This window comes from Bacillus sp. FSL W7-1354 (genome assembly GCF_038002405.1).
In the GTDB taxonomy this organism is placed as follows: Bacteria; Bacillota; Bacilli; order Bacillales; family Bacillaceae; genus Bacillus; species Bacillus paralicheniformis.
The window spans coordinates 535,317-552,064 of the sequence record NZ_JBBOCL010000001.1; the positions used below are offsets into that span (position 1 = coordinate 535,317).

Consider the following 16,748-nt stretch of genomic DNA (forward strand, 5'->3'; position numbering starts at 1 on the left):
AAAGGGGGAGAAAGCATGGCGACAATTCGAATCCATGATGAACAAAACACGACCATTGAAAAGCAGGAAGAAGTAGAACAATTTCTAAAGGGGCAGGAGGTCATTTATGAAAAATGGGATATCACAAAGCTGCCGGCCGGCTTAAAAGAAAAATACGATTTGACTGATGAAGAGAAACAGGAGATTTTAGACGTCTTTGCCGCTGAAATCAAAGACATTTCAGAACGCCGCGGCTATAAAGCGAGCGATGTCATCTCGCTTTCCGACCAAAATCCGAAACTCGATGAGCTCTTGAAAAATTTCAAACAGGAACATCATCATACAGACGATGAAGTCAGATTTATCGTCAGCGGCCACGGCATCTTTGCGATAGAAGGAAAAGACGGCACATTTTTTGATGTCCTCTTAAATCCGGGAGATTTGATCTCCGTTCCTGAAAACACCCGCCATTATTTCACGCTTCAGGAAGACCGAAAAGTCGTGGCTGTCAGAATCTTTGTGACGACAGAGGGCTGGGTGCCGATTTATGAGAAAGAGAGTGTGAGCCGATAATGAAAAAGCGTCCGTGTGGACGCTTTTTTATTTGTTTCTGTCATAAAGGGCCTTGATGTGGCCTTCATGAAAGGAGAGATGCTGTTTTTCATTTTGATAGTATTGAAGACGGTCAAATACAGAGCCGGTGTGAAGCTCGAACTTATGGCCGTCCGGATCTGAGAAATAAATTGAATCTTTGTCGCCTTCATGCCGTTTTCTGCCCTTTAGCACGTTTACACCTAAATCGCATAATTTCTTTTCCCAGAACGGCAAATCTTCCTGTTGAATCGAAAAGGCGATATGGGTGTAAGAGTCATGGATTTCCTGTCTCTTAATGTCTTTCTCTTCGTTTAATGCGAGCCAGATGCCGTTCAGGTCAAAATAAGCGGTTTTCTCGGCCTTTACGAGCCACTTGGCATCAAACACCTTTTCATAGAATGAAATAGAGACGGACAGGTCAGAGACTGAAAACAAGAGATGATTGATACCGAGAATATTATTGTTTGCCATTGCCGTTTATTCCTCCCGTTAGATGTATTTCAAATCCGTCCAGCTCTTTGGTGATTTGCCTGAATAGAAAAGCGAGCACAGCCGCGTCATCAAGCCAGCCGACACCTGCGAGAACATCGGGAATCAAATCGATCGGAGACAGCACATAAATCAATGCCAGCGCGGCCAGTAAAATCGTTTTTTTCGGGAATAAGGGGAAGTCTCCCTTTCTCCAGGCTCTAAATGCCTTGAAAAACAATAAGAGGCCTGAATACGCTTCTTTCACGGCAAAGATGGTTCGGAGCCTTGACACTGGTTTTTTCATCATTTAGACCTCCTTCTATCCTCATGAACTCTTTTAAAGGTGTTTGCCGTATTTCATCGAGGGGTATTACACCTTTAATTCCACAATTCTATTATACTCGATTTCAAAATAATTTTTTGAGAAATAGGTTTACAAAATAAGTATAATCTGTAATAATGCTCAAGTACGCAAAATCTGGATGGTTCTAAGAAACGATATGTCGGTAAGGGGTGAAGCGTATGCAAAATTATGTTGAAAAAGAAGCATTGCTCGTTTCCATCAGCAAGAAGCGGCAAATGATGGTTGAAGCCGCTGAAATCTATGGATTTACAGGGGATGAAACGATCAGGCGGAGCCAGGAGCTGGATCAATTAATTTATGAATATCAAAAACTGTCTATGAATGAAAATGCGTCGGACCATCTGCTGCAGGATTTTTTAGGCTGCATCGACTGTCTGACCGTTGAAAAATATACGGCATAGTGACTGAACGAAAAAGAGCTGCCGTGAAAGGCAGGCTCTTTGCAGGAACGGGGAAGCCTCAGTCAACCTGTTCCTTTGAAGTCGGCAGCGTAATCGTTACAGTCGTTCCTTTATGCTGTTCGCTTTCGATCTGAATGGTTCCCCCGTACATGGAAATGATGCGCTTGCACACGACAAGGCCGAGTCCGGTTCCCTTTTCCTTTGACGTGACAAAAGGCTGGAAAATACTCTCCATCATTTCTTTTGGAATGCCTTCTCCGATATCCTTCACAATAATTTGCGCCTTCTCTTGATGATGTTCGATTTGAATGAGCAGCTTTCCGCCGTTTTTCATCGATTCAAGAGCATTTTTGGCGACGTTCAAGACAACCTGCTTAATATGATCTTTTTTACAATACACATAAGCCGGGTCTTCTCCACAGTCTTGAAATTCCACTTCCACATTATATAAATTTGCCTCAGAATGAATAATCGGCATGATTTCGTCAATCATTTCATTCATGGCGTTAAGCTGCCACTGCTCTGCCGTCGGCTTTCCGAGCACGAGAAACTCGCTGACAATCTGGTTGATCCTCCGGATTTCCTGGTCGATGATTGAGAAATACATTTGATCTTCTTTTGATTGATATTTTTTTTGCAGGAGCTGGATAAAGCCGCTGATACCTGTCAGCGGGTTTCTGATTTCATGAGCGGTGCTCGCTGCCAGGGTGCCGATTAATTCGAGCTTCTGGGCTTCATTTTGGGCGCGCTCCTGCTTGGTCCGCCGCTTCAGCAGCACATACTGGAGCATGAGGAACATAATATTCAGCAGAATGAAAATACTTAAAAATGACAGCAGAAGACTGTGAACGATTTCATCAAGCTGGACCGGTTCCGGATAAACTTCAAGCTTCCAGTCGATCTGATCCAAAAAAGCATCGACGGTGCCGCCGTCCGGCTTCTCAGGAGGAGAATGGCCTGCTGTAAAGACAATCTGATTCTTCTGGTTGAGAATTTTGATATAAAGCTCAGGGCTCAGGACGTTCATGATATTTTTCAGATAATCGACGCGGATCGAAGCCAGCAGAAAATTTGTCGTTCTGCCTTCGCTGTCATAGACAGGAGTAAAAATATTCAGCTCCAGCCTGTCCGACACTGTATGTATATCGTCTGTGATCACGGATTTCTTTGATTTTTCCGCTTTTTGCAGAATGTTCTTGTATGAAACCTTCTTTTTTTCTTTGACGGGAGACGTGCTTACCATGACATCGCCGTCTTTATTTAAAAGGTATAAAGCCGAAAAACGCGGTTCTTTTTTATACGTTTCCGTCAGGATTCGTTTGATATGCTGCTCATTAACAGGGTGGTTGAGGGCCGTGGCAAGGGAGCTGAGCCTTGCTTCTGTTTCGCCGATCAGGTAGTTGATTTGGTTGCGGTGAATATTGAGCATGAGAGTCGCAGTCTGACGGTGCTTTTCAGTGATATTTTCTCGTTCTTGTTCGTATACAAAAAAGCTTATAATGAAGGCGGGGATCATCACCAAGATCAAATAAAGCCTGACTTTCTTCCATAGATTTTTCAAATTGCGCATATTTTTACTCTCTCCCAATCGATACAGGAATAGGGGTATTATATCACTAGTGAGAGCCGATTTATAGAAAAGATAACCAATACCGTGAAAATAGGACACAATACCGGGGAATTTCCGGATATATCTATTTGATGTTCGATTCCTACTCATCATAACATGGTTTGAATGTTAACAGTTGACATTTTCCTCATAGTTTATTAATGTTTTCCTGTAGTTGTTTCTTTGGAGATGAGAGATATGAGTAATAGAGAACAGGAACAGTCCTTGAAATTATTTATTGTATTATCTCGAGCGTACAGATCCATTAATGATCATATGAATAAACATATTCATCATCATGGTCTGAATCCAACCGAGTTTGCCGTTTTAGAACTCCTCTATCATAAAGGGGATCAGCCCCTTCAGCAAATAGGGGATAAGATTCTTCTGGCGAGCGGGAGTATTACATATGTGGTTGACAAGCTTGAGCAAAAGGAGCTGATCGCGAGAAGAGCCTGTGCGACCGACCGCAGGGTGACCTATGCGCAAATTACAGATAAAGGCACCAAGCTCCTGGAGAAGATTTTTCCGGGTCATGCAGAAGAGCTTCACCACATGATCAGCGTGTTAAGCGATGAGGAGAAAGAAGCCTGCATCGAAATGCTGAAAAAAGTCGGACTGAACGCAAGAAATATTTATAAGGGCAAAGAATAAGGAAGCTGCCAAAAGGCAGCTTCCTATTCTTTTTTATTCAAGTTTTCCTGGCCGATCGGCAGGATGAGGATTTCAACGCGTCTGTTTTTCCTTCTTCCTTGTTCGGTGTCATTTGAAGCGATCGGTTTAAATTCTCCGTAGCCTTTCGCGCTGAATATCTTGGCGTCAAGCTTGGGATTTTCGATTAAAAGCCCCATGAAATTGACTGCCCGCATCACGCTTAAATGCCAATTTGATTTAAATTGAGAATTTCGAATCGGCACATTGTCCGTATGTCCGCTGATTACGATATTGCGGGGCGGATTCAAGACGAGAAGGTCGGATACTTCCTTGGCCAGCGGAATGTCCTGCTGGCGGATCTCCGCTTTTCCGGAATCAAAAAAGATATTATCCTCGATGGAAAGGAGGAGGCCTTCGTCTGTCAGCTTCGTATTGACCTGTTTTTCAAGACTTTTCTCTTTAATAAACCGGTTGACCTGCTCCTGAATTTTTTTCAGCGACTGCTTGTCTTTTTCTTTTTGATCTTGAGAGAGATCTTTTGCTTGGTCAGGGCTTTTTCCATCTTCGGTTGTGCTCGTTTTCGGCTCGGTGAAGCTGGAATAATCCATCATTCCTGTTCCGCCGGTAAATACGGCATTGAATGATTTAGACAGCATATCGAACTTCTTGGCGTCGATCGAGCTCATGGCAAACAGTACGATGAACAAGGCCAAAAGCAGTGTCAGCAGGTCGGCATATGGGATGAGCCAAGACTCATCCACGTGTTCTTCATGGTCTTTTTTGTGCTTCTTTTTTCTAGCCATTGTTGCTGTCTCCTTTGTCTCCTTCTGGGATGACGATGCTGGAGCGTTCGCTTGGAGAGACATACATCAAAAGCTTTTGTTCAATGACTTTTGGCGCTTGGCCTTCCAAGATCGAAAGGATGCCTTCAATCATGACTTCGCGGACTTTGACTTCCTGTTTGGATTTCCGCTTTAATTTATTGGCAAAAGGATGCCATAGTACATATCCGGTGAAGATCCCGAGAAGGGTCGCGACAAAAGCGGCGCTGATCGCATGTCCAAGCGCTTCAGTGTCGCTCATATCCGCAAGCGCTGCGATCAGTCCGACAACAGCGCCCAAAACGCCGAGTGTCGGCGCGTATGTGCCCGCCTGGGTAAAAATGCCCGCTCCGACTTGATGTCTTTCTTCCATTGCTTCAACTTCTTCAGTTAAAACGTCCCTGATAAATTCGGCACTTTGGCCGTCTACTGCCATGCTCATGCCGTTTTTCAAAAATTCATCATCGATCTCATTCAAATTTGCTTCCAAAGCGAGAAGTCCTTCACGTCTTGCGATTTGTGCCCACTCGGAAAACATCGGGATCAATTCGTTGATTTCGATCATCTTCTTCTCTTTGAACAAGATGCCGAAGAGTTTGGGAACCTTTTTGATCTCGCGGATTGGAAAAGCGATCACAACTGCTGCGATTGTACCGACAAGGATGATCAGCCATGCCGCGGGATTGACGAGAACGGAAGGGCTGACACCTTTCATGACCATGCCGACACCTACTCCGATGATAGCTAAGATGATTCCAATTAACGATGTTTTGTCCATTTTTTCACCAATTCCTTTAACTAACTTTTCTATCGTTAATATCGGTGTTGCGTGATAGGAACTTTAGGGTGTTTCTTAAATTGTTTCAAAATCATGGTGAAAAGGGACTTTAGGGTTATTTAATGTTAAAAAATAGAATTTTTGTGATTCTTACGTTGTATGTAAAGCGGCCTCCGCAATTGGAGGCCGTTATGTGTGTTATGCGGTTGGTTTCACCAAGATTTCATCGTTTTCAACGATAACCGCAAAACCGTTAATGTGTTCTTCTTCAAGCAGCAGATCGGTCATTTGATCTTCGACTGCTGTTTGAATGGTTCGTCTTAATGGGCGGGCGCCGAAGGCCGGATGGTATCCGATTTCAGCAATTTTTTCTTTTGCTTCATCTGAAACTTCAAGCGTCATGTTTTGCTCTTTTAACGTTTCTTCAAGCTCTTCCAGCAAGAGAGTGACGATCTTGACCAGATCTTCTTTTTCGAGCGGCTGGAACTCGATGATGCTGTCAAATCTGTTCAGGAATTCCGGCTTAAAGTAGCTGCTTAGGGAATCGATCATTGATTGTTCGCCCATTACTTGTTCTTCCCGGTTAAAACCGACGGTTGTCCGCTTTTCAGATACTCCGGCATTGCTTGTCATAATGATGACGGTATCTTTAAAGCTGACCGTCCGTCCCTGGCTGTCTGTCAGACGTCCGTCTTCCATGATTTGCAGGAACATGTGCTGAACATCGGGATGGGCTTTTTCGATTTCATCAAGCAAAACGATGCTGTACGGGTTCCTCCGGACTTTTTCGGTGAGCTGTCCGGCTTCTTCGTGGCCGACATATCCAGGAGGTGAACCGATCAGCTTCGATACGGCGTGTTTTTCCATGTATTCGCTCATATCGAGGCGGATGACGGCATCCTTCGTGCCGAACAGTTCTTCCGCAAGCCTTTTAGAAAGTTCTGTTTTACCGACACCTGTCGGGCCGACGAACAGGAATGAACCGACTGGCCTGTTTTTTGATTTCAGGCCGGCGCGGCTTCTTTTGACGGCTTTTGCCACTTTTTTTACGGCTTCTTTTTGACCGATCACGCGGCTTGAAAGGTTTGCTTCAAGCTCTTTCATTTTCTTCTGATCGTCGTGCTTAAGCTTGCCGACCGGAATGCCGGTTTTTTGTTCGATGATCGCTTGAATGTCTTCAGCTTTAACGGTTGCCCGTTTTTCTTCCGCATGGTTTTCCATTTTTTTGTGCAGTGCTTCTTCTTCATCGCGGAGCTTTGCTGCAAGCTCATAGTTTTCTTCCTGCAGCGCTTTAGCTTTTTCCGCTTCGATTTCTTTCAGGCGTTGGGAAGCTTGTTCACCGCTGACCGTGTCGATTTTCAAGTTCGCTTTTGAACCGGCTTCATCCAAAAGGTCGATCGCCTTATCGGGAAGATGACGGTCCTGAATATAGCGGCTAGACAGAACGACGCAGGCTTTGATCGCTTCATCCGTGTAAGTTACATCATGATACGCTTCGTATTTTTCTTTCAGCCCGTTTAAAATCGCCGCGGTCTGCTCAATTGTCGGTTCATGCACCATGATCGGCTGGAAGCGCCGCTCTAATGCTGCATCTTTTTCGATTTGGCGATATTCTTTCAACGTCGTCGCGCCGATGACTTGCAGTTCGCCTCTGGCAAGCGCAGGTTTTAAAATGTTGCCGGCGTCCATGGAGCCTTCGGCAGAGCCTGCTCCGACAAGAAGGTGAATTTCGTCAATAAACAAGACCGCGTTTTTGCGTTCTTTCAGCTCTTTCATCAGCTGTTTCATTCTTTCTTCAAATTGTCCTCTGATGCCGGTGTTTGCTACGAGGGAAGCGACATCAAGCAGGTAGAGTTCTTTGTTTTTCAATTTATTTGGAACATCGCCTTCGGCGATTTTGAGAGCAAGTCCTTCAGCAACGGCTGTTTTACCAACGCCCGGTTCACCGATTAAGACAGGGTTGTTTTTATTTCTGCGGTTTAAGATCTCGATTACACGGGCCACTTCATCATCGCGGCCGATCACCGGATCGAGCAAGCCTGTCTTTGCGGCATTCGTTAAGTTGACGGCAAGTTCATCGAGCAAGCCTTTTTTGGCAGCGGTTTGCGTCTGCGCTTGTGATGGCTGGCTGAAGAAAGAACCTCCTCCGCCAAAAAAATGATTTCCTGAAAACATAGAAGGCTGAGTCAGCTCTTTATAGCAGTCTTCACATAAATCCATTTGCTTTTTTGTAAAGTTGATTTGCATGTTCAGGCGAATCGTCGCCTCATTTTTTTGACAATGTTGACAACGCATTTGCCAAAACCCCCTTTATTGTATTTGACCTTTTTTGACCAATTGACTTTGAAAAAATGGTCTGTAGTTTGACCATTTCTGACTATTAGTATACATTGACCTTCTTTGACTTTCAAGTTCTATGCTTTTTCTTTTTTGTTCCTGAGTGAGAAGTTGTCCTTCTTTTTAAAGGACATGGCTCATATGGTGTAGAAAGGGAATTCGTTTACGGAGGAGTCGTATGAGTCAATCACATGGATCAGCCTTTCAGCTGGCATTTGTTTATGTAGGAACGGTCGTCGGAGCCGGATTTGCAACTGGAAGAGAAATCGTCGAGTTTTTTTTAAGATTCGGCTGGCCGGGATTAGCCGGAATTTTGATCAGCGGACTGATGTTTACATTTCTCGGCGCAAAAATGATGCTGATTGCGGTCAGAATCAATGCCAAATCTTATCAGGAGCTGAATCAATATTTATTCGGCCATACGCTCGGGAAATTTGTCAATGTCTTCATGCTCGTGATTTTGCTCGGTGTGACGTCTGTCATGCTGTCCGGAGCGGGGGCGATATTTGAGGAACAGCTCGGCTTTTCAAACCAAGCGGGGATGATTGCGACGATTGCCTTGAGTCTGTTTGTCATGATGAAGGGCGTTAAAGGGATATTCGGCGTCAATGTCATTGTCGTTCCGCTGCTGCTTCTGTTCACAGTCATCGTCCTGTTTGATTCGTTTATTTTCAGAGGGCCGGAGATCCACAATTTGGCGGCATTCTCGGCGGCAAAACCCGATTGGATTTTATCCGCTGTTTCGTACGGCGCTTTTAATTTGTCGCTCGCACAGGCGGTTCTCGTGCCGATCGCTTCTGAACTGAAATCTGAACGGCTCATTATAAAAGGAGCATTAATCGGAGGGTGTCTGCTTACCCTTGTGTTGATCGCGAGCTTTCTGTCTCTTTCAACATTGCCTGATGTCCTGTTATACGAAGTTCCGATGGCACAGGTTGTATTCATTGTCCAGCATTCTGTCCATATCATCTATCTGTTTATCATTTTCGGGGAAGTCTTCACATCGGTCATCGGCAATTTATATGGTCTTGAAAAGCAGATTAATGAATATCTTCATATGAAAAGCCTGTATGTATTTATGTTCATCCTGCTGACAATCTACTTGACGGGACAAATCGGCTACGGAAAGCTGATATCGACCATTTATCCTTTGTTCGGCCAGCTGAGCCTCGTCTTTATATTCTTTTTGATCGTCAAAAGGGTGCCTGAGCGTTGAATGGCAGGCATTGCACTTGGCGAAACGTGCGATTTGTGATAAGATGGCGAAGGAAAATTGAAACAAAATCCGCTTGAAACTGCGGGAGAGGTTCTAGCAAAACCCTCTATAAAAAACTAAGGAAAGCTGTATCCTTGGGGTATGGCCTTTTTTATTGTTTTTTTGCTAGAACACTTTTCTCACAGAGAAAGGTGTTTTTTCGTTTAGATATCAATGAATCTCTTCTTTTATGAAATACTGACGAAAAGCGGAGAAGGAGGAATTATGAAACAGGAAAAAGCGATCGTCGTATTCAGCGGCGGTCAGGACAGTACGACTTGCCTTTTGTGGGCGCTTCGGCAATTTCAGGAGGTGGAAGCGGTCACCTTCCAATATAATCAGCGGCACCGAGAGGAAATCGAAGTCGCGAAAAAGATCGCTGAAAAGCTTGGCGTCAAGCATCACCTTCTTGATATGGAACTGTTAAATCAGCTCGCGCCGAATGCTTTGACAAGGGATGATATCGAGATTGAGGCGAAAGAAGGCGAACTTCCGTCCACTTTTGTTCCGGGACGCAACCTCGTGTTTTTATCGTTCGCTTCGATCCTCGCCTACCAGGTCGGCGCGCGGCACATCATAACAGGTGTATGCGAGACGGATTTCAGCGGCTATCCGGATTGCCGGGATGAGTTCGTCAAATCCTGCAATGTCACTGTCAACTTGGCGATGGAGCGCCCGTTTGTCATCCACACGCCGCTGATGTGGCTGAACAAGGCGGAAACGTGGGAGCTCGCCGATGAGCTTGATGCGCTTGATTTCGTGAAAAACGAGACGCTGACGTGCTACAACGGAATCATTGCCGACGGCTGCGGCGAATGCCCGGCCTGCAAGCTTCGGGCGAATGGCTACAATGAATATATGAAAATGAAAAAGGAGCGAGCTTAACAGTGCTTACACAAATTTACCCGCAACCAAGCCATCCTTACTCTTTTGAACTAAATAAAGATATGCAGATGTCAGCCGCGCATTTTATTCCGAGAGAGGATGCGGGCGCATGCAGCAGAGTCCACGGCCATACGTATACAATCAATATCACGATTGCCGGGGATGAATTGAATGAATCAGGATTCCTTGTCAACTTCAGCACCATTAAAAAATTGATCCACGGGGAATACGATCATACGCTTTTAAATGACCATCAGGAATTTTCGGGTGAAAGCGCGGATCGGATCCCTTCGACAGAAGTGGTGGCGAAAACGATTTACGATAAAACAGAGGCTTATTTGAAAGATCTCAAAAACCGTCCGCATTGCGTTCAGGTGTTTGTCAGGGAAACGCCGACAAGCTATGTCGTCTACCGTCCGAAACCGGGTGTTCATAATGGCTAAGCCGATTCCCGTACTTGAAATTTTCGGTCCGACGGTTCAGGGAGAGGGGATGGTCATAGGGCAAAAAACGATGTTTGTCAGAACAGCCGGCTGCGACTATTCGTGCAGCTGGTGCGATTCAGCTTTTACCTGGGACGGTTCGGCGAAAAAAGACATCAAATGGATGACCGCGGAAGAAGTATACGAATCTCTTAAAGACATCGGCGGAAACGCCTTCTCGCACGTTACGATTTCAGGAGGCAACCCGGCGCTTTTAAAACAGCTGGACGGACTGATTTCCCTTTTAAAAGAAAACGGTATACGGACAGCGCTTGAGACGCAAGGGACGTTTTATCAAGACTGGTTTGCCGGAATCGATGATTTAACAATTTCGCCAAAGCCGCCGAGCTCCAATATGAAAACCGATTTTAACAAGCTTGATCATATTGTTGAAAAACTGAAAGAGCACGGCCGGGCGGCAGCGGCAAGTTTGAAGGTCGTCATATTCACGGCGGAAGACCTTCAATTTGCAAAGCAAGTTCACCAGCGTTATCCTGATGTCCCGTTCTTTCTCCAAGTCGGAAATGACGACGTTCATACAGAAGACCAAGTGCGGCTCGTCGAACGGCTGCTTCAAAAGTATGAACAGCTGGTAGAAGCGGTCACGCGCGACCCTGAATTGAACCGCGTCCGCGTTCTCCCGCAGCTCCACACCCTGATCTGGGGTAACAAACGAGGCGTTTGATTGAAGAAAGGAAGATGAATGATGACCACAAGAAAAGATTCAGAACTCGAAGGCGTAACCCTTCTTGGAAATCAAGGCACCAATTATTTGTTTGACTATTCTCCGGAAGTGCTTGAGTCTTTCCCGAATAAACACGAAAACAGGGACTACTTCGTGAAATTCAACTGCCCTGAATTCACATCCCTGTGCCCGAAAACCGGACAGCCCGATTTTGCTACGATCTATATCAGCTACATCCCTGATAAAAAAATGGTAGAAAGCAAGTCTTTGAAACTGTATCTCTTCAGTTTCCGAAATCACGGCGATTTTCACGAAGACTGCATGAACATCATCATGAACGATTTAATTGAGCTGATGGACCCGCGCTACATCGAAGTCTGGGGCAAATTCACCCCGAGAGGCGGAATCTCGATCGACCCGTACACAAACTACGGCAAGCCCGGTACAAAGTATGAAAAAATGGCCGAGTATCGGATGATGAATCATGATCTGTATCCGGAGACGATTGATAATCGGTAAGAGGTGCATCGCTGTGTGACCGAGACGCGTATTGTTACGCGTCTTTTTTGTTCGAAATTTCCACGAACAATTACAGCGTATTGGTCGAATGCTAGTCCGGGTATATGAAATACGATTCGAATTGTTAATTGAAGGGTAAAGAGGAGGAAACTTCGTCGTCACTCGCCTCGTTAACGTCTCCGCTTGTCAGTTCGTCGTTAACTGCGAATGCTCTAGCGTTCGGTATTTATCTGTTTTTAGTCTTGTTTGTTCATTAATTCGTGAAAAAATATAGCTTTGTCCTCCTGTTAAAAAGATGTTTTCTGTTTTTTTCTTTAAACATAAAAATTTAGTTATTCTGACTTTGAGGAGGGGATGGGAGGTATATACAGGAGAGACGAAGAGCGGCGATTAAAACATAGTGTCAAGAGCATGTCTCATTCTGACGTTTACACACAAATATGTAACGTGAAGATGTTGGAGAGCTTACGAAAGAAGCAATCGATCGTTATAGACGGGAGGAGCGTTGAAGTATTTGTAAAGGAAGGTTGGCACTGAGTCGGAATGGTATACGATAATCTTACCGTATTTTATCGACAGCTGATAAGAAGTTTATTACGATGTTTAACGTTAAGAAACTGTAGACATGAAAAAGCGCCCCAATGCGGGGCGTTTCTTACGTTTGCTTGCGGGTAGCGATTTGATATACGCCGTCAGATTGGTCGGTTGCTGAAACAACGCTAATGCCCATCGTTAATATCGCGGCGGCTAAAATGGGAATAACGAGCTTTTTAATACTCATATAAACACTCCCCTTTTTTAATTTGTGTTTGCGCATACATCATTTTTTGAAGGAACTCGATTGAGTTTCTGTGGTCTTTTCTTTCAAGGTATTGGTTGGAGACTTCAAGCGAAAGCTCTTCTATGTATGCAAATATTTTATTCTCCTCCAAGTATTTAAATACCTCTAAAATCTCTTCTTTATTCACAGAATAGATATATAAGGCCTCAAGATATTCAAATAGGGAAGTGAATAGGGTATCATTGAATTTTCGAGCCGTTTGTTTGCCAATACGAAATATCTCGATTGCGCGCTCGTAGTTTTTCTGCTTAAAAAGAAGTTGAGTGAAGTAATACAATGATTGTGGTAGGTTGTTATATTCTTCTTTTAGGTTAATCTCTACGGCTTTTTCAGCATATTCAACCGCTGTATCAATGTCCCCCATACATTCATGACAATCGGCTATATTGAAATAGGCAGAACTAATAAGTCTTTTATTGTTAATCTCTATCGCTAATTCGAGTGCGTTTTCCAGGTGGGGTAAGGCTTTGTCGTGGCACATTAAATCGTCATAGTTACCCGCGATTACAAATAAACATTGGATTTTACGGACTTTGTAGAGTTCGTGATTATTATATATTTTAAAGGCTCTTAATATATGATACATGGACACATGCGTCTGTTTCATGATGTAGTACGCTTCAGCCATTTTAAAGTGAAACTCGGCTTGTTCTATAACATCAGTAATGATAGATAGCTGCTTTTCTGCATTTCGATAAAACTCTATCGCTTTGATGTACTGTTTTTTCTCGAATTCATACATGCCCCTAAAGAAAAATGAGTAGTAACTAAGGAGGCCATTTAAATCTCTTCGAGGCTCCTCGATTTGGGCCAACAATTCGTGTATTGATTGTCCTTGTTTTCTTTTGTTAGTAGGTTCTAAATATTCTAACATTAATTGATGTCTAAAACACATCAACTGATAGTAAAGGAGTAAGTCCTGATCCTCTTCCATTTGATTAATTTCTTTCTCTACTTCTTCTTTTAAAGCCTCTGCATCCGGTACACTAAACTCTCTTATCATTTTATACCATTCGTGGATTTTCACTCCGACTTTTGACGAGGGTATTAACTGTTTCACTTTCACCTCTCCCTTTTTATTTCCTTTTTGTAAATATATTACTATACTTAGGGAGATAATAGGTTGAAAAATGAAAAAATTTTCGGCATACCGCAATTAAAGCAATACAAAAAGACGCCTGTTAAGGCGCCTGAATTCTATATGCTCTTATTTATGCCACATTTGCAGCATCCGAAGGTAAATTTCGTCCTTCACCGGGCTCTTGAATAGCGGATAATCGCAGTTGTCTCACCGGCCATAAAGACCGTCCGGTTATTCCTTATAATCGTATACCACTGTAATATCATATCCTTTTATTTCGTAATCCATTCGCCAACGATCTCCAACTAATAGGATACGTAAGAGGACGGAGGATTCAACGTTTTCTCCAGGAAAATGAATCTTGGTGATCAAGCCTTATGACCTACTAAAGGAGTAATTCGATATGTGAATGATCAGCTTAAAGAAAATTTTTTATTGATGTCTGCAACAGGTCCCATAGCTCTTTGATACCCTTTAAAATAAGTTATAAAAATTGACCGGCATCCACTCTAGTGGAATCTTTCTCCTTAACCAGTTTTAATGTGGCCACGATTAGAAAGCTGACAATCACTAGTAAGAGCCATGAACTCACTTTTCCTAGATGAACGAGACTCCACGCGCTGGTTTGGTTTGGATATGTCCAGGCTCCAAAAAACGTTGCGATATTTTCGGCTATCCATATAAAAAATCCGATGAGCACAAAAGAAAGTGCGAGCGGCATACGGTAACGAATTCCATTAACCTCGTATATGACCCATGATTTCCAAAAGACAATTACTACAAGTCCAGATAACCAAAAGCGGACGTCAATCCAATAATGATGGAGGAAAAAATTCAAATAAATCGCAGCGGCAAGAGGTACAACGACGAAAAACGGCGGCCACTTAACCAGTTCAACCTTAAGCCTCCTCCACGCCTGGCAAAGATAACTGGCGACACTTGCATACATAAAGCCGCTATATAAAGGCACTCCAAAGATTTTGGAGTAACCTTCCTCTGGATAAGACCAGGAGCCCATTTGCACCTTGAAAAGTTCAAGAGCTAGTCCAATAAGGTGGAACAATGTGATCACCTTTAGTTCATCCCTTGTTTCAAGCCCGGAATACACCATCCACCACTGCATGAGAAGGCAGATGATGAGCAGCCAGTCATACCGCGGCAGGAAGGGAAGAGGGATGATTTGTGTAATTGCCAAAGAGGCAAAAATAACGACAGGAAATAAACATGACAAGGACTGCTCCCAACCAAAACGAACGAGTTGATTTAGTGCTCTCATCATGTGTGCCTCCGAAGTTTTTTTCTGAATATATGCGAGGCCAGCTTAGTATTGCAGCTAAACAGATTTACGGGTATGCGCATAAGATCACCGCCGAATAGGCTAAATTTTTAATCATGGGTGTCTTCATCACTTCGGTATTCCAAAATATCTCCGGGTTGACATTCTAAAGCCTTGCAAATCGCCTCTAAAGTTGATAATCGAATAGCCTTTGCCTTTCCGTTTTTTAATATAGAAAGATTCGCCATTGTGATTCCAACCCTCTCAGAAAGTTCCGTTACGCTCATTTTTCTTTTAGCAAGCATCACGTCAATATTGATAATAATTGCCATTGTTTTCACCTCAGACTGTTAAATCATTTTCTGATTTTATATCAATCGCTTCTTGCAATAGCCTTTGGAGAACAGCAGCAAAGACGGCGATAACCATTGAAGCAAAAATAAGGACCAGTCCGATTAGTATGATGCCAGGAGCGTCGTCCATCTCCGCGATGAGATAGAAGAGCGGCATGCCTGCCGCTAATAAAATACTGATGGTGATTGCACAGTATTTTATATTCTTTAAAGCCCGTACAGACAATTTCGAGAAAGCTTTATTGTGGTCAATATAGCTTAAAAGTTTAAAGGCTTGATACAGAGCAAAGTAAAAAGGTATCGCCGCTGCATACAAATCGATATAAACGAGATATTTCAGATAAGAAATATCTGGATACAAATCAGCTGCAAAATTCGCTATCTTCGGCACGAAAAATATGCACAAAGCAAGAACTGGGATTCCAATAAGAATAACAGCCATCTTTAAAAAGAGTGTTGATCCACGTTTCATAAAGAGCACCTCACTTATTTTGTCGATTTGAATTTAACACATTATTTATCGTTTTACAATAAAAAATTATTGATAAAGGTGATTTTGTTGTTGTTATGGTATGATATCTTTTTGATTTTAGACAAGCGTTTATAAAGCTATGCAAAGAAATACGTCAGCGGAGTATACATCACCTCTTTTGGACCTTTGCGGCTTCCGCCAAACGAAAAGATCAAGCTTAAAGCGTCTTTCGAACGATAGCTTATATGAACGCAGGTTCGAGACAGTCAATGGATTGAAAAACGCTGGTTATGCGATAGTTAACCGGAACTCAGCAGAACCATATCGTCAAATAAATCCTAGGGTGAAAAAGCTCAAACGTACCATAAAGGAATATGTGTCAACAAGGAGACAATAAAACAGCTACCGATTGGCATGTCTTTGCCCATAACGTGAAGACTCGGGTTGAAGTCGAGGAGTTATTTGAGGTGAAGACCGAAGACGATTAGTGTGGTGAAAACAGAAAAGAGAATGTTGTTAGATTTAAATAAAAATAAGACGCCAATTAAGGCGCCTTCATCTCGTCTTAAATCCATTCACAAAACTTTCTCCGTCCTGCTCCGTGTTAATAAGCTGCTGGGCGCTTTGGCTGATTCGTTGAGCAAGCGCCTCTTGCGCTTTTCCTTCAAAGCTGTAGAGAAGCGATGAATAGACGCTGTTCATTTCTTTTTGTATATCGTCTATCTTAAACTTCGGTCTTAGTGTCGTTTTAATGCCTTCAAGCTTCGTTGCGGCTGATACCCTCATGCCCGTTTTCAGCATTTGAAGCTGATTGCGCCGTATGAGGAGCGTATCTTCTTGATCACCGTTTAAGTTGTTGAGTGAGGCTAGTTTATTGAAATTTTCCATTAT

The 16,748-nt window shown here is 43.4% G+C and carries 21 protein-coding genes and 1 riboswitch; of the genes, 9 read left to right on the plus strand and 12 right to left on the minus strand.

The window, feature by feature from the left end:
* Positions 1–15 precede the first annotated feature (15 nt).
* Positions 16–552 carry a 1,2-dihydroxy-3-keto-5-methylthiopentene dioxygenase gene (locus MKZ04_RS02845; protein WP_020451142.1) on the plus strand — a complete coding sequence of 179 codons (537 nt, stop codon included), beginning with the start codon at positions 16–18 and terminating at the stop codon, positions 550–552.
* Positions 553–579: 27 nt separating this feature from the next.
* Here MKZ04_RS02845 and fosB read toward each other — a convergent pair whose 3' ends face one another.
* On the minus strand, positions 580–1,044 hold the full coding sequence (gene fosB / locus MKZ04_RS02850) for a metallothiol transferase FosB (RefSeq protein WP_026579806.1): 465 nt from the start codon (positions 1,042–1,044) through the stop codon (positions 580–582).
* Complete coding sequence (locus MKZ04_RS02855; protein ID WP_023857313.1) at positions 1,031–1,348, minus strand: YkvA family protein; 318 nt, start codon at positions 1,346–1,348, stop codon at positions 1,031–1,033. The genes fosB and MKZ04_RS02855 overlap by 14 nt, the downstream gene beginning before the upstream one ends.
* 218 nt (positions 1,349–1,566) lie before the next feature.
* On the opposite strand from MKZ04_RS02855, the gene MKZ04_RS02860 reads away from it, so the two are divergent.
* Positions 1,567–1,809: an aspartyl-phosphate phosphatase Spo0E family protein gene (locus MKZ04_RS02860; protein WP_020451145.1), complete on the plus strand. Its 243-nt coding sequence runs from the start codon at positions 1,567–1,569 to the stop codon at positions 1,807–1,809.
* Positions 1,810–1,867: 58 nt separating this feature from the next.
* On the opposite strand, the gene MKZ04_RS02865 is transcribed toward MKZ04_RS02860, so the two are convergent.
* Positions 1,868–3,379: a PAS domain-containing sensor histidine kinase gene (locus MKZ04_RS02865; RefSeq protein WP_020451146.1), complete on the minus strand. Its 1,512-nt coding sequence runs from the start codon at positions 3,377–3,379 to the stop codon at positions 1,868–1,870.
* A 237-nt stretch (positions 3,380–3,616) separates the two neighbouring features.
* On the opposite strand from MKZ04_RS02865, the gene MKZ04_RS02870 reads away from it, so the two are divergent.
* A complete protein-coding gene (locus MKZ04_RS02870) occupies positions 3,617–4,072 on the plus strand; it encodes a MarR family winged helix-turn-helix transcriptional regulator (RefSeq protein ID WP_020451147.1) in 456 nt (151 codons plus the stop codon).
* A gap of 23 nt (positions 4,073–4,095) precedes the next feature.
* Here the strand turns inward: MKZ04_RS02870 and motB are convergent, their stop codons facing one another.
* The 3 genes from motB to MKZ04_RS02885 all read right to left on the minus strand — a co-directional run bounded on the left by motB (position 4,096) and on the right by MKZ04_RS02885 (position 7,966).
* Entirely contained in the window at positions 4,096–4,875 is a 780-nt protein-coding gene (gene motB, locus MKZ04_RS02875; RefSeq protein ID WP_328066564.1) for a flagellar motor protein MotB, read from the minus strand.
* Entirely contained in the window at positions 4,868–5,671 is an 804-nt protein-coding gene (gene motA / locus MKZ04_RS02880; protein ID WP_065644013.1) for a flagellar motor stator protein MotA, read from the minus strand. The genes motB and motA overlap by 8 nt, the downstream gene beginning before the upstream one ends.
* Positions 5,672–5,869: 198 nt before the next feature.
* Positions 5,870–7,966, minus strand: coding sequence for an ATP-dependent Clp protease ATP-binding subunit (locus tag MKZ04_RS02885; RefSeq protein ID WP_341045270.1), 2,097 nt, complete (start codon positions 7,964–7,966; stop codon positions 5,870–5,872).
* 220 nt (positions 7,967–8,186) lie between these two features.
* On the opposite strand from MKZ04_RS02885, the gene MKZ04_RS02890 reads away from it, so the two are divergent.
* The 5 genes from MKZ04_RS02890 (at position 8,187) to queF (ending at position 11,834) form a co-directional block, all read left to right on the plus strand.
* Positions 8,187–9,224, plus strand: coding sequence for a YkvI family membrane protein (locus MKZ04_RS02890; RefSeq protein ID WP_020451151.1), 1,038 nt, complete (start codon positions 8,187–8,189; stop codon positions 9,222–9,224).
* A gap of 81 nt (positions 9,225–9,305) precedes the next feature.
* A riboswitch (PreQ1 riboswitch) is annotated at positions 9,306–9,350 on the plus strand.
* Positions 9,351–9,488: 138 nt separating this feature from the next.
* Positions 9,489–10,148, plus strand: a complete 660-nt coding sequence (gene queC / locus MKZ04_RS02895; protein WP_020451152.1) for a 7-cyano-7-deazaguanine synthase QueC — start codon at positions 9,489–9,491, stop codon at positions 10,146–10,148.
* A 2-nt stretch (positions 10,149–10,150) separates the two neighbouring features.
* A complete protein-coding gene (queD, locus tag MKZ04_RS02900; RefSeq protein WP_023857309.1) occupies positions 10,151–10,591 on the plus strand; it encodes a 6-carboxytetrahydropterin synthase QueD in 441 nt (146 codons plus the stop codon).
* Positions 10,584–11,315 (plus strand): 7-carboxy-7-deazaguanine synthase QueE, encoded by a 732-nt coding sequence (queE, locus tag MKZ04_RS02905; RefSeq protein WP_075213208.1) that lies wholly within the window; start codon positions 10,584–10,586, stop codon positions 11,313–11,315. The genes queD and queE overlap by 8 nt, the downstream gene beginning before the upstream one ends.
* A gap of 21 nt (positions 11,316–11,336) precedes the next feature.
* Positions 11,337–11,834: a preQ(1) synthase gene (queF, locus tag MKZ04_RS02910; RefSeq protein ID WP_009328607.1), complete on the plus strand. Its 498-nt coding sequence runs from the start codon at positions 11,337–11,339 to the stop codon at positions 11,832–11,834.
* Positions 11,835–12,489: 655 nt separating this feature from the next.
* On the opposite strand, the gene MKZ04_RS02915 is transcribed toward queF, so the two are convergent.
* Both MKZ04_RS02915 and MKZ04_RS02920 read right to left on the minus strand, forming a co-directional pair.
* Entirely contained in the window at positions 12,490–12,615 is a 126-nt protein-coding gene (locus tag MKZ04_RS02915) for a hypothetical protein (protein ID WP_023857307.1), read from the minus strand.
* Entirely contained in the window at positions 12,605–13,735 is a 1,131-nt protein-coding gene (locus tag MKZ04_RS02920; protein WP_020451157.1) for a response regulator aspartate phosphatase, read from the minus strand. The genes MKZ04_RS02915 and MKZ04_RS02920 overlap by 11 nt, the downstream gene beginning before the upstream one ends.
* 63 nt (positions 13,736–13,798) lie before the next feature.
* On the opposite strand from MKZ04_RS02920, the gene MKZ04_RS02925 reads away from it, so the two are divergent.
* A complete protein-coding gene (locus tag MKZ04_RS02925) occupies positions 13,799–13,945 on the plus strand; it encodes a hypothetical protein (RefSeq protein ID WP_020451158.1) in 147 nt (48 codons plus the stop codon).
* A 295-nt stretch (positions 13,946–14,240) separates the two neighbouring features.
* On the opposite strand, the gene MKZ04_RS02930 is transcribed toward MKZ04_RS02925, so the two are convergent.
* From MKZ04_RS02930 to MKZ04_RS02945, 4 genes are all read right to left on the minus strand, one after another.
* A complete protein-coding gene (locus MKZ04_RS02930; protein WP_023857306.1) occupies positions 14,241–15,032 on the minus strand; it encodes a DUF817 domain-containing protein in 792 nt (263 codons plus the stop codon).
* A gap of 110 nt (positions 15,033–15,142) precedes the next feature.
* A complete protein-coding gene (locus MKZ04_RS02935) occupies positions 15,143–15,364 on the minus strand; it encodes a helix-turn-helix domain-containing protein (protein WP_020451161.1) in 222 nt (73 codons plus the stop codon).
* A gap of 10 nt (positions 15,365–15,374) precedes the next feature.
* Positions 15,375–15,857: a DUF2975 domain-containing protein gene (locus MKZ04_RS02940; protein WP_020451162.1), complete on the minus strand. Its 483-nt coding sequence runs from the start codon at positions 15,855–15,857 to the stop codon at positions 15,375–15,377.
* A 555-nt stretch (positions 15,858–16,412) separates the two neighbouring features.
* Positions 16,413–16,745, minus strand: a complete 333-nt coding sequence (locus tag MKZ04_RS02945; protein WP_020451163.1) for a hypothetical protein — start codon at positions 16,743–16,745, stop codon at positions 16,413–16,415.
* Between the last annotated feature and the right edge of the window lie 3 nt (positions 16,746–16,748).